This is a genomic window from Flavobacterium niveum, from assembly GCF_055231775.1.
On record NZ_JBUYSX010000003.1, the window covers coordinates 294,982 to 307,802 of the forward strand.

The 12,821-nt window shown below is 41.9% G+C and carries 14 protein-coding genes; 5 read left to right on the plus strand and 9 right to left on the minus strand.

The window, feature by feature from the left end:
- Nucleotides 1-13 precede the first annotated feature (13 nt).
- From ACZIX4_RS09645 to ACZIX4_RS09670, 6 genes are all read right to left on the minus strand, one after another.
- Nucleotides 14-1,153 carry an acyltransferase family protein gene (locus ACZIX4_RS09645; RefSeq protein WP_463335423.1) on the minus strand — a complete coding sequence of 380 codons (1,140 nt, stop codon included), beginning with the start codon at nt 1,151-1,153 and terminating at the stop codon, nt 14-16.
- A gap of 40 nt (nt 1,154-1,193) precedes the next feature.
- Nucleotides 1,194-1,715 (minus strand): mechanosensitive ion channel domain-containing protein, encoded by a 522-nt coding sequence (locus ACZIX4_RS09650; protein WP_463335424.1) that lies wholly within the window; start codon nt 1,713-1,715, stop codon nt 1,194-1,196.
- 18 nt (nt 1,716-1,733) lie between these two features.
- Complete coding sequence (locus ACZIX4_RS09655) at nt 1,734-2,306, minus strand: Maf-like protein (protein ID WP_463335425.1); 573 nt, start codon at nt 2,304-2,306, stop codon at nt 1,734-1,736.
- Nucleotides 2,293-3,204 carry a UbiA prenyltransferase family protein gene (locus tag ACZIX4_RS09660; protein WP_463335426.1) on the minus strand — a complete coding sequence of 304 codons (912 nt, stop codon included), beginning with the start codon at nt 3,202-3,204 and terminating at the stop codon, nt 2,293-2,295. The genes ACZIX4_RS09655 and ACZIX4_RS09660 overlap by 14 nt, the downstream gene beginning before the upstream one ends.
- A gap of 109 nt (nt 3,205-3,313) precedes the next feature.
- Nucleotides 3,314-3,841, minus strand: a complete 528-nt coding sequence (locus tag ACZIX4_RS09665) for a KdsC family phosphatase (protein ID WP_463335427.1) — start codon at nt 3,839-3,841, stop codon at nt 3,314-3,316.
- Complete coding sequence (locus ACZIX4_RS09670; protein WP_463335428.1) at nt 3,825-4,589, minus strand: Rossmann-like and DUF2520 domain-containing protein; 765 nt, start codon at nt 4,587-4,589, stop codon at nt 3,825-3,827. The genes ACZIX4_RS09665 and ACZIX4_RS09670 overlap by 17 nt, the downstream gene beginning before the upstream one ends.
- A 110-nt stretch (nt 4,590-4,699) precedes the next feature.
- On the opposite strand from ACZIX4_RS09670, the gene ACZIX4_RS09675 reads away from it, so the two are divergent.
- Both ACZIX4_RS09675 and ACZIX4_RS09680 read left to right on the plus strand, forming a co-directional pair.
- Complete coding sequence (locus ACZIX4_RS09675; RefSeq protein ID WP_463335429.1) at nt 4,700-4,933, plus strand: hypothetical protein; 234 nt, start codon at nt 4,700-4,702, stop codon at nt 4,931-4,933.
- 19 nt (nt 4,934-4,952) lie between these two features.
- A complete protein-coding gene (locus ACZIX4_RS09680; protein ID WP_463335430.1) occupies nt 4,953-5,330 on the plus strand; it encodes a hypothetical protein in 378 nt (125 codons plus the stop codon).
- A 3-nt stretch (nt 5,331-5,333) separates the two neighbouring features.
- Here the strand turns inward: ACZIX4_RS09680 and ACZIX4_RS09685 are convergent, their stop codons facing one another.
- Nucleotides 5,334-5,927 carry a DUF1543 domain-containing protein gene (locus ACZIX4_RS09685; RefSeq protein ID WP_463335431.1) on the minus strand — a complete coding sequence of 198 codons (594 nt, stop codon included), beginning with the start codon at nt 5,925-5,927 and terminating at the stop codon, nt 5,334-5,336.
- An 88-nt stretch (nt 5,928-6,015) separates the two neighbouring features.
- On the opposite strand from ACZIX4_RS09685, the gene ACZIX4_RS09690 reads away from it, so the two are divergent.
- Complete coding sequence (locus ACZIX4_RS09690) at nt 6,016-6,528, plus strand: hypothetical protein (protein WP_463335432.1); 513 nt, start codon at nt 6,016-6,018, stop codon at nt 6,526-6,528.
- A gap of 75 nt (nt 6,529-6,603) precedes the next feature.
- Here the strand turns inward: ACZIX4_RS09690 and ACZIX4_RS09695 are convergent, their stop codons facing one another.
- Both ACZIX4_RS09695 and ACZIX4_RS09700 read right to left on the minus strand, forming a co-directional pair.
- Nucleotides 6,604-8,967 (minus strand): glycosyltransferase, encoded by a 2,364-nt coding sequence (locus ACZIX4_RS09695; protein ID WP_463335433.1) that lies wholly within the window; start codon nt 8,965-8,967, stop codon nt 6,604-6,606.
- Nucleotides 8,968-9,057: 90 nt separating this feature from the next.
- The gene (locus ACZIX4_RS09700; RefSeq protein ID WP_463335434.1) at nt 9,058-9,303 is read right to left on the minus strand and encodes a hypothetical protein; all 246 of its coding nucleotides are present in this window, start codon (nt 9,301-9,303) and stop codon (nt 9,058-9,060) included.
- 387 nt (nt 9,304-9,690) lie between these two features.
- On the opposite strand from ACZIX4_RS09700, the gene ACZIX4_RS09705 reads away from it, so the two are divergent.
- Complete coding sequence (locus ACZIX4_RS09705) at nt 9,691-11,880, plus strand: glutamine synthetase III family protein (RefSeq protein WP_463335435.1); 2,190 nt, start codon at nt 9,691-9,693, stop codon at nt 11,878-11,880.
- 121 nt (nt 11,881-12,001) lie between these two features.
- On the plus strand, nt 12,002-12,802 hold the full coding sequence (locus ACZIX4_RS09710; RefSeq protein ID WP_463335436.1) for an OmpA family protein: 801 nt from the start codon (nt 12,002-12,004) through the stop codon (nt 12,800-12,802).
- Nucleotides 12,803-12,821: the final 19 nt, after the last annotated feature.

Sequence of the window (12,821 nt, forward strand, 5' to 3'; positions counted from 1 at the left end):
CAAGGCTGCTTTTTTATGCGGTAGTGTTTCGTGACAGTATTTTTTTAGAAATGATGATGCCCCGTTCGGTAAGAGGTTTTTCTACATAACGGAACAGGATTTCGGCAAGCAGGAACATCAATAGGGTAGAGCAGGCAAGCGAAACAACACCCTGCCAAAGCGGCGATTCTTTTACTGTAGCCCCGGTAATCCTGAAAAAACATTCGTTTGTAAAATGAATCATAGGGATGTTCAGCAGGTAAATGGAGTACGACCTGCCGCCAATCCAGTTCAGTACGCGGTTAGCCGGGATAACACCGGTTTCTGCCGCTGCAATATATACTAATATAAAACTGAACAACAGTATAGTTGGGTATACTAACGTTGGACTGAAGCCTAAAAAGCCTCCTGCCAATGCTACCATAGCTGCTGAAATCAGGACAAGTATTCCTAATTGCAGTTTGCTGAATTTTTGCGTATTGATGTTTATCAGTGCTATAACACAACCTGCAAACAGCAAGTCCATACGCAGGTAGGTAGGGGTAGTGAATAGCGGCCAAAGCTTATCTGTAGTAACGTTAGCAGCATACAACGGCCTTACAATAAAAGTGACAGCAATGATTATGGTTAAGAAAAGCGCGACCTTGCGACTGGTCTTTTTGATGAGTAAAATAAGGAAGGGGTATACAAAGTAAAATTGCTCTTCAAGCGACAAGCTCCAGTACCAGCCCAGTACTGTATTGTCCAGGAAAGGTATGGCGAGGTTATACACGTAGAAAATAACATAGGGAGCTTCTGCAAGGACTTGGTTGCTATCGGCAAAGATACCAGAGATGCTGAAGTATTTGCACAACAGCCAGTACCCAAACAATATAAGCAATGATACGGGCAGTAAGCGGAATACCCGCCTTACATAAAAAGCACCTAAAAACTGACCGGTTGTAATGGTGCCTTCGGTAAGCAACTGGTAATTTTTAGAAAGCGAACGGGTAATTACAAAGCCCGAAATCACAAAGAACAGGTCGACACCGCTCCATGTACCCTGTAATATCTGTGGGTAGTCATACACCGTAAACGGTAGTGAATAGTGCAGGTGCCTGAATATAACCAGTAGTATGGCCAGCGCCCGTAATGATTCTATTTCCTCGTTTTTATTGTGCTTAAATGTGGTCATTGGTTTCGTTAGTTAACACGTAAAGATAACCGAAAAAACATTACACCCCGCTGTCTTCGTCCTTTTGTGGTACTATACTCACACCTTTTTGTAATAGAAGGCTGTTAGGGTAGGTTACAATTTCACCATCGCGGGTGCGTAGTATGGTGTGGAACGTTTTTATGTCCTCAATCTGTCCTTCTATTGGGAAATCTTTATCATGTATGCGCACCATATGCCCTATACGGAACGGGAAGGTAAAGAACATAATAATCCCCGAAGTAATATTGCTGAGGATGCTCCACTGTGCAAAAAATGCCACGCCTATAACGGTAAGTGTAGCCCCCACAAAATTGAAAATATCTTCAGACTTTACGCTCCATATAGCAATAGCGCCTACACTAACCAGTAAAAATATAATTACATCTATGTATTTAGAAATAAGATTTGTACGAGCTTCGGATAAATGTGATGCTTTAGCAAAACGGCGTGTGATGTTTTTAATAATCAGGTTGATTATCATAAAAACAGCCAGCAGTATTACTGTGCGTAATATCTCGTTTCCGTATTCAAAATTCCCCATAACAGGTAATGCTATTGTTTAAAAATTTATCAGTGCCTGGTACACTTTATCTACCGGCAAGCCCACCACATTGGCATACGAACCCTCTATGCGGGCTATAGCTACAAGGCCTATCCATTCCTGTATGCCGTAAGATCCGGCCTTGTCGTAAGGCTTATAATTATCAAGGTAGTATTTTATTTCTTCGTTTGAAAGGGTATTGAATGTAACCTTTGTCGTTTCATGAAAAATCTGAGCTTTGGCAGTGCTTTTAAGGCATACCGATGTAATCACCTCATGTGTTTTTCCTGATAGTGTACTAAGCATAGCAAAGGCATCGTCGTGGTCTTTTGGTTTGCCCAATGCCTTGTTTTCATGCCAGACTATGGTATCGCTTGTAATGATGATTTCATCCGTAGCGGGCTCAAATGCATCGGCTTTAAGCTTGGCAAGGAAATCGGTAATCTCTGCTCCCTGTAGTGTATCAGGGTAAATTTCCTCCACATCCTTAAGGCGGATTTCAAAATCAACATCAAGGTCATGCAAAAACTGCTGCCTGCGGGGTGAGCCCGAAGCCAGCACTATCTTGTATTTCAGCTTATTGTTTAACATGTTGTATATTAAAACTGATTACTATTAAGGTAAACAATGCAAACAGGAGTACCAATTTCAGTATGCCTGCTATGTGCACAAAGTCTTTCTGTGCCTTTGCCTGGAAAAGCCTTAGGATTACGTACAGCAACAAACCACCTACAAACAGCAGGCTATAGCCTAATGCATAGATAAGGTTCAGCAGGTATTTATCGGCATAGTATACCAGCATAGCAAGCGGTATCAGGGTAAGCCCCATAGTAATTTTGGCAGCCCTGTCACGTCCTAATGCAATGGGAAGGGTATTTGCACCACTGTTATAGTCCGCATCAGAATAGGCAAGGTCGTTTACAAAACTCAGTACAAGCCCCGTAGCAAAAGCAAAAATGCTAAAGTCGGTAAATATGCTGAAGATGGTGCGTATTATAGCATTGGTTTGCTCATCAGTAATACCAATTAGCGGGTACAACTGGAAAAGCCCTACTGCTATTATGGGGAAAGCCACGAACAATGCAAATAACACATTAGACAAAACTATAATCTGTTTAATGCCGGTAGCATACAGGTACATTACTGCTGCCGTTATCATAAAAGCTCCCGTAAGCAACATGGATTTACCCAGTGAGTTTGCTAAATAGTATATTATTCCGATGCCTATAACATTAAGTGCCGCATAGATGTTGTAGCTTTTGGCTTCGTTCAGGTCGGCGTCGTAGTCGCGGCCATTACCAAAAACGTTATTAGCAAAGAACCCGCCCGCCATTACAAGCAATGTTGCCAGTACAAACAAAAGATATTTACCCGTACCAAGCGCCTGTACAAGCCCGGTTTGCCGGTCTAAAAATCCAAGCTTTAGTGCAAGCAGCACAACAGCCAGTAAAATAAGGTCGGGTATATTGAAGTGTTTTAATAATTTCATATTTCAGATTGTTGGATTATTAGATGGTTAGAATATTAGATTCTTGGATTGGTTGGATAAATATAAATGATGTACAAATTAACAAATTCACGTATCCACAAATTAACCCCTAATCATATTTGGCATTAAAATGCTCCATCCATTTGCCTTGCACTTTCATAACCTGCTCTATAACATCGCGTACGCAGCCGGTACCGCCGGTTTTGTGCGAAATGTATTTACTAATACCTTTAATTTCAGGTGCGGCATCCTGTGGGCAGGTAGGTAACCCAACCAATTGCATCACAAAATAATCAGGAATATCATCACCCATATACAGTACCTGCTCCGGGTTAATGTTATAAATATCGGTAAACTCTTTAAACGTTTCCACTTTATCGGGCACCCCCAAATGGATGTCGGTAATCCCCAGGTTGCGCAGGCGAATGCGTACCCCTTCATTACTTCCCCCGGAAATGATGCACACTGTGTAGCCGTTTTCTACAGCGGCTTTCATGGCATAGCCGTCGCGTATGTTCATGTTGCGCAGCATTTCGCCGTTTGGTGCTACGTGTATGGTGCCATCGGTAAGCACGCCGTCCACATCAAAAACAAATGTGGTAATATCGTTCATCAGCTCTTTATAGCTTTTGCTCATGTGTTTGTTGTATCGATTGTGTTAGTAACGTATATATTTCCTTAAGCTGCCCGTCTTTCAAAAAATCAAGATGGCGCTGCAGTGTTTGTGTATCGTTCCGCACGGCAGGGCCGGTTTGCGCCTGCACGGGGGATAATGTATTTATTTTATAGGCGGTTTCCTGTATCAGCGGCTTCAGTATATTAAACGGGATGTTGTTTTCTTCACATACCCGTGCACCCAAAGCATACAGGTGGTTCACAAAATTACACGAAAACACTGCTGCTACGTGTAATGCCTGCCTTTGTGCCGAGTCTATATAATGCACACTGTGCGACAGGGCAGCGGCAAGCGTGTAAAGTGTTTGGTTATCCTCTGTGTTTTCTGCTTCAATGCAAAGGGGTACTTCGGAAAAATCAATAGCCTTTGCAGCAGAAAAAGTCTGCAACGGATAAAACACACCGCGCCTGTTACGGGCATCTATAGCCTGCAAAGCGGTACTACCCGATGTATGTACCACAAGCCTTCCGCCAAACGGAAGCTGCAATGCTACCGATGTAATTGCATCATCGCTTACGCTGATAATGTAAACATCTGCCGGTTGCAATGCCTGTAAATCAGTAGTGATTTTTTCCGGTGGGAGTAAATGTTCCAGCTTTTCCGGGTGGCGTGCATAGGCCTGCACAAGGTATACCTGAGAGGCAGCCTCAAATGCCTTTATAAGGTGCTGCGCCACATTACCCGATCCTATTACTGTTACTGATAGCATGGCGGCTAAATTAAAAAAATAAAACGGGGTATAAAAACGGCTGCACCATACCGGTTTGCAGTTTTAAGGGATATATGTACCTTTGTACATCGGTAAACCGGATATTCCAGATGAAAAAATCAACAAAAGCGCTGCTGTACAACTTTTTAGGCTTTGCGCCCATTTTTATACTTACTTATTTTGCGGTGCAACATTATACCAACCTAACCGGGTTTTGGGTACCAGCCACCAGCTTTATGGTTACGCTGATACTGTCGCCTAAATTCCAGGCCGGTAAGGTATATGGCGAAGAAAAGCTTTTTATGCGCTGGCTTTTTATGAAAGGGGCAAAGGAGATAAAATAGTTTAACTATCTTTATGGTTATGAAAGCCTTACGAATACTATCACTTTTATCATATTCTTTTATACTTCTTAAAGGGAGTATGATTTGTGTACCATTTATATTCTGGCTTATTTTTACGGCTTTTGACTTCGGTAATATCGACCAGCTGTTTGCTTTACTTGCAGTTGCAGGCATCGCTGCCAACTTTACAAAATGGAAAGATAACAACTTTGTAATGCTATTGTCATTTTTGTTGATGTTATCCCCAATTGTAAACAGGATGTCTCAGGTAGATATAGAATTGTTCGATTATTTAGGTTTCCAAATCCCTATACTGATATTTATAGTTACTTACCTGGTTTTAATATGCCTTACAACTGTTAATTGTATAAAACGTAACATTGGGGTTTACCACTAAATATTACTTCGGCCCCAACTTTACATAGCCCACCTGCCATTCATCATCTGTAGCTTCTATCGCTAAAGGCGTAATCTGTATACTGTAACTGTTGGTAATATGTGCAGGCAGTAAGTCGGCAACGTTATGCATATCATCTACATCCAGCATGTACTTATCGTCTATATGCGATTCAGCCCCTTTAAAACCATACTGTTTATAAAAGGCTGTTTGCTTGGCTTTTTTAACGGCGTCAGCCATGGTTTCGGCCACAACCAGTATCTTAAAGTGGTATTCTTCGGGGTCTTTGGGCAAATATCCACCCAGGTTGAGGAAGAATAACTTTAGCTTTTGTGGCAGCAGCGTACTTTTTTCCACCATTTTTATTTCAAAATTTTGTACCCTTGTAATTTCCCTGTACGAGTCGATGTGCAGTTGCCCTGCATCGGGCCAAAAATCATACATATCAGGTTTTAATTGTTTGATTTCGTGTCCAATTCCAAAAAAAACATCGTGCTGTTCTATGGTACGTCCCGGCGGGGTAGCGCCCAGTATCACCATAAAAAGGGTAGGGGAGTTGCTGCTCATAGCACAAATATAGGTAAAGAATTTTCCCAAATTTTGGCTAAAAAGATTTTTTGGCTCATTTTTTGGAATACATTAGCAAACGATATAATGAATCAACACTAAAAAACCTTTTTACATTATGAAAAAGATAGTTCTACTATTCGCGGCCTTCGGCCTGCTTACCATGACAAGCTGTAACAATGACGATGATAATCACTACGACCAGGACACCGTAGCACAGGTTATTGAAACTGCAGGAATCAACTTTACCAGCAGCAACAGCTTCTCTCAGCTTATTACTTTTGACAGTGAGCTTTACCCATACGATATGGTGCTTGTGTACAGGCGTGGTTATGATGCGGCTGCTAACGTAAATATCTGGGAACTTACCCCGCGTAATTACAACTTTGATAACGGCGACGTGATAGGTTACGATTTTAACTTTACACAAAGTGACGTAGAATTGTACATGCTGGCTAATTTCGACCTTTCACTGGCTTCAGGTACCTATACCCAAAACCAGGTTTTCAGGGTGGTAATTATCCCGGGAAGCCTTAATGGACAAGGTAAAAAATCAATTAACTACAAAGATTATAACGCTGTTATGCAGGCTTACGGCCTTACGGACAAAGACGTTAAGAAACTGAAATAATCTGTTTCCATACAAAAAGATAAGGCTACCGAAAGGTAGCCTTACTTATTTATAGGTAGTTGTAATTGTGGGTTTTTAGGCTCTTAATTCCGATATTTTTGCAGCCCTGGCCTTACGACGGAAATACACCGTATCCGGGTTACCGAAGTATTTGGTTATTGTAAGCCTTGCCATCAGGTAGCTTAAAGTACTTTCTGCACCCTGGTTAAGGTTTACGCTGTGTTCTTCAAGGCCATCAAAGCAGCCGCCGGTACATGGGTTATAAATAACATGCTGCAGGTGGTTGTTACCAAGGAACCAGTTAAAAGCCGTTTCCATTTTATTAAGGTATTCTTCGCTTTTGTATATATCATGGAATTTTCGCAGCGCCAAGATGGTATACGCCACATCTATAGGTTGCTCGCCATAGCGTTGAGAACGTTCACCTTTCATTTGCCATCCACGGTTTGATACCACTTTTATCATACCATTTTCAAAAGTCTGTGATAGTAGGAAGTCAAACGATTCTTTGGCAACTTCACTATATACTGCATTTCCTGTTACGGCATAGCATAAAAGTAAAGCTTCCGGTAGCACACTATTGGCATACGTAAGATAGCCCTCAAACCATTTCCAGTTTTTATCGCTTTCGTGCCTGTACATCTGTACCATGCGGTCGGCAAACATTTTCATGAAAATAAGCGTATCGTCATCCTTCACAAACCTGTTGTAGTAATACAAGCCTTTGATTACAAAAGCCATGGCGCGCGTAGAATACATGTGTTTGGTAAGCGGCAGTGTCTTTTGGAATACGGCCTGGGCTTTTTTAATCATTTCGGTAGGTAAAATATTGCCTAATGAAATCAGGTAACCTAATGACCACATAGCACGGCCTGAACTGTCTTGCAGGTTTTCGTTATCGTTTTGTGTCGTAAAGTTTTTATTTACATCGGTATAATTAAGGAACCTGCCGTCTGCCTGCTGGCAGTATTCTATATAATTAAGGTAGGTGCTTATATATTTAAGGCTATCGGCTTCGCGGTATTTTTTATAGTGCATGCACATGGCTATCATTGCACGGGCATTGTCATCAACAGTATAGCCAGAAGCAAGGTCGGCCACATTAAGCTTTGCAAACTGCACCATCCCAAAATCAGTAGTCATGTTTTTTACGTGGTCCAGTTTCACCTTAGGGTTGCGGTACTCCAGCTTAATTGCGCCTTCAGGGGCAGTTTTTTGCAGTACCTTGGCATGGCTTACCGCTGAGTTTTCCCAGGCAGTGTGTACTATTTTGTGCAGGCCGTTCAGTACCATGGTTTCCCTTAGCAGCGGGTCGAACAACAGGCGGTTAATAGCCTGTGCCAATTGCTCTGAGTTGCCAAAATCAAATGTGATACCGGTATCGCCGGCCAATACTTCTTTGGCATGCGGGATAGGGGTAGAGATAATAGGGCAGCCACAACTCAGCGCATAAGAGAAGGTTCCGCTCACGGCCTGATTTGGGTCTTTACTGGTAAACAGGTAAATATCGGTAAGCTGCAGGTATTCCAGAAGCTCATCAAGCGCTACATATTTGTTGATGAACATTACATTATCCTGCAAATTGTTTTCTTCAATTTTACGGATAAGCGATTCGCGGTATACTTCACCTTCATTTAATACCACAGTAGGATGGGTTTTGCCAATGATTAGGAATAACACATCAGGGCGTTTGTCAACTACTTTTGGCAAAGCATCCAGTGTGGTTTCAATACTTTTTCCTGAACTAAGCAACCCGAAGGTTGAAAGTATGGTGCGTCCCTGCAAACCGTGTTTTTGTTTCAGTTCATCTTTACGCCCATGCATAACAAGGTGGGTACCGTGTGCTATAACCGAAATCTTTTCACGGTCTACTATATAATCACGTACCAGTATGTCGGCCGCGTTGTTTGTCATTACTATTAAAGAGTCGGCGCTATTTAGAATATGCTGTACATTGGCTTTAAACACCTCGTCAGGGTTTGGTAATACCGTATGGAATACTACCGATACCGGCTTCTGGAGTTCATCAAGGAAATTATTAAAGCTGTCTACCGTTTCGTGTACCAGGCCAAACTCATGCTGCATCAGCACAATCTTTATGTTTTCATCTTCATTGATGGCTTTGGCTAACTGTTTATATGACTCCGGTTCGCTGGTATTCAGCGTATATTTTACGGCAGGGTCGGTATACGTGTGCTGTTCCTTGCTGCTTTCTATGGCGCATACCTTAATAGAGAACGAATCCACATAATGGTCGTTCATGGCCTTTATTAAATCCTGCGAATAGGTGGCTATACCACATTGCCTTGGCGGAAATGTGGTAATAACCAGTATTTCCGGCAGGGTTTCGGGTTGGTTGTTTATATGGTGAACAGCAAGCTGCTCTATGATTTGATTGTAAGGCTGGAATTTTTTTCCTAAGGTTTTCCTGGTCTTCATGGCGTGCTGAAAGTGTATTAATGTATTATATGTATGCTACTGATTAATTAGTTGAAATACGGTTTGCTTGTCTGTTGTTTCATTACCGGGTTAGCGAAGCCCGCCCGGTATATGTCCTGCCCATTGGCTTGCGCGTTCCATGGCGGTATTATCGCCCGATTCTTTAAATTCTTTCAGTGCCTTTCGCTGAAGTTTTTTCAGGCGGCTGCCGTAATGTTCTTTTGCTTCTTCTGCATTAGCTAAATATGATTTCCTTTTTTTAGCTACTATAAGCGCTACCCCGGCGGCTACTGCAGCACCGGCCGCAATACCTAAAATCAGTTTACTATTTTTCATAACATTTGGCTTTAAGTGAATATCATTTTTACTTGATACAGCCAAATTATTGATTACCTATAATTAAGCCAATATGATTGACAAATATTTAACTCAATTAACTAAGCTTTGTAAATATTAAAATATTTTTAGTAGTTGTAAGAATTTTATTGAAAATTCTGCAACTCCAAATACAGTCCTGTTAAATTTACGAAATAATACCCTTAAGTGTATATAAGGGTAATGTTAATTTTAAGCCAACATCAGTAATTTAGGGGCTTTTTCCATATTCTTCAAAAAAATCCGCAATAAGCCCCTCTAAAAAACAGGGGTGGGCAGAAAAATGAATAAATATTTGTACATTTGCACAGGTTTTAATCTAACATTAACTTTAAATAACATAGTTTCATGTCAACATTTCGTTTTGAGGCCATCAAACAAACTGCCGGAAGAAAACCGGTAAAGGTGGAAGAACTGGACAAAAAATCGGTAATTTTTGGAAGTAACGTATTTAATGACAAGGTAATGCGTCAGTTTTTAACTTCTGAAGCTTATAAGGCAGTACAAAGCGCCGTACAGCATGGAACAAAAATTGACCGCAAACTTGCCGACTATATAGCCCTTGGCATGAAAGAGTGGGCACTTAGCAAAGGTGTAACCCACTACACACACTGGTTCCAGCCGCTTACAGGTACCACTGCAGAAAAGCACGATGCTTTCTTTGAAACGTCGTTTGACGGCAGCGACCCTGTAGAAAAATTCGGTGGCAGCCAGCTGGTACAGCAGGAGCCGGATGCTTCAAGCTTCCCTAACGGCGGTATCCGTAATACGTTTGAAGCCCGTGGATATACTGCATGGGACCCAACTTCACCTGCATTCATATTTGGTACTACACTATGTATCCCTACCGTATTTGTATCGTACACAGGTGAGGCACTGGATTACAAAGCACCACTACTACGTGCCCTTTCGGCTGTAGATGAGGCTGCTACTGCAGTATGCCAGTATTTCGATAAAAACGTAAAGAAAGTAACCGCAACCCTTGGATGGGAGCAGGAGTATTTCCTTATAGACTCTGCACTTGCCGCTTCAAGGCCGGATATAACACTTACAGGCCGTACGCTTCTTGGGCATTCATCTGCAAAAGGGCAACAGCTTGACGACCATTATTTTGGTTCTATACCTACACGCATACTTAACTACATGCGTGACCTTGAAAACGAGTGTATGCTTCTTGGTATACCGGTAAAAACCCGTCACAACGAGGTTGCACCTAACCAGTTTGAGCTTGCACCGATATTTGAGGAGGCTAACCTTGCGGTAGACCACAACTCACTGCTTATGGATGTAATGCAAAAAGTAGGCGAGCGCCACAACTTTAAAGTATTGCTTCACGAAAAACCATTTGCAGGCGTAAACGGTAGCGGTAAGCACAACAACTGGAGTATGGCTACAGATACAGGTGTTAACCTTCTTGGTCCTGGTAAAACTCCTATGAGCAACCTGCAATTCCTTACATTCTTCATCAACACTATTAAAGCGGTGTATTCTAATGAAGAACTGTTAAGGGCATCAATTGCTACTGCAAGTAATGACCACAGGCTGGGTGCTAACGAAGCCCCTCCTGCAATTATATCAGTATTCGTAGGCCAGCAGCTTACAAAAGTACTTGCTGAGCTTGAAGGCGTATCTTCAGGTAAACTTTCTCCTGAAGAGAAAACCGACCTTAAACTTAATGTTGTAGGTAAAATTCCGGATGTACTTCTTGACAATACTGACAGGAACCGTACTTCTCCGTTTGCCTTTACCGGTAACAAGTTTGAGTTCCGTGCAGTAGGTTCATCTGCTAACTGTGCCAATGCCATGACCATCCTTAACGCTATTATGGCGAAGCAACTTAAAGACTTTAAAGCGGCTGTAGATGCACTGATAGAAGGCAAGGACATGAAGAAAGACGATGCTATTTTCAACGTACTTAGGGAATACATCAAAGAAACCAAAGCCATCCTTTTTGAAGGCGACGGTTACAGCGATGCATGGGCTGAAGAAGCTGCTAAACGCGGCCTGAGCAACCATAAGACTACACCACAGGCGCTTAAAGCCAAAGTATCTGAAAGCACACTTGCTTTGTTTGAAGAGCTTGGCATTATGAACCATGTAGAGGCTGAGGCCCGTTACGAAATTGAACTTGAAGAATACACTAAGAAAATACAGATAGAAGGCCGCGTGCTGGGTGATATAGCCCGTAACCACGTAATACCTACGGCTATCCGTTACCAGAATATCCTTATAGAGAACGTTAAAGGCCTTAAAGAGATATTTGGTGCAGAATATGAAACTGTAGGTAAAGAGCAGATTTCTATCATCCGTGAGATTTCCGGCCACATTGCCGGCATCAATACTAAAGTAGAGGAAATGACTGAAGCCCGCAAAGCAGCTAACGCACTTCCTACTACCGAAGAGCATGCGCATGCATACTGCGATACCGTGAAGCCTTACTTTGATGTAATCAGGAGGCATTGTGATAAGCTGGAACTACTGGTAGACGACGAAATTTGGCCACTAACCAAATACAGGGAGCTACTGTTTACACGTTAATTTATTTCTTTCCTTCCATATTTATTACAAACCTGTTGCTTTAATTAGCAGCAGGTTTTTTATTTTTACTAAAATATACAGGCTTTCCCATCGTTTGTATAGTAACAATAAACCACCATTAATGAATAAGCTTTTTATCCCGGCACTATTTGCTGCCTGCACTGCTTTTGCACAAAACCAACAAAAATTTACTGTTTACTTTCCGTTTAATAAAGATGTTGCCACAGATGAATCGGCATCCAAAATGTACGAATGGGTTAAAGCCCACCCGGGCGCTTCCATAGACCTTTTAGAAGGGGATGCCGATAAAACAGGAAACGAGTATTATAACATCGACCTTTCTGAAAGGCGCATTGCTTATGTATTAGGATTCCTGAGCAGTAGCGAGAGTTTTGACTTATCTGCTACCGATAAAAAAGCCTTTGGCGAGAGCCGCGCTAAAGCAGGCTATTCTGCACCCGACCGTAGGGTAACAGTGTATTTCAGGGAAAAAGAAGTAGTACCCGAGATAATAGCCACTCCTCCTGTAAAAAAGGAACCTTCAGACTTTGCAAAGAAAGTTACCAATTCCAATAAAGGGGATAAAATACGTATACCCGACCTGCATTTTTACAACAATTCCGATATCGTACTCCCCGCATCAGAGCCTATACTGAAGGATTTACTTTCTATCATGGTAGATAACCCAACCCTGAAAATTGACATACAGGGCCATATATGCTGCCAGAAAAATGAAGAATTCCAGATATCATTAAGAAGGGCACTAACAGTATATACCTACCTGCTAAAACACGGTATAAACAAAGACAGGCTTTCGTATAAAAGCTTTGGCAGTACCCGCCCAATATACCGCCTGCCCGAAAAAAATGAAGAAGAGCGTGTAGCAAACCGCAGGGTAGAGATAGAAATACTAAATAAGTAATATTTAAAACCGGCCAACT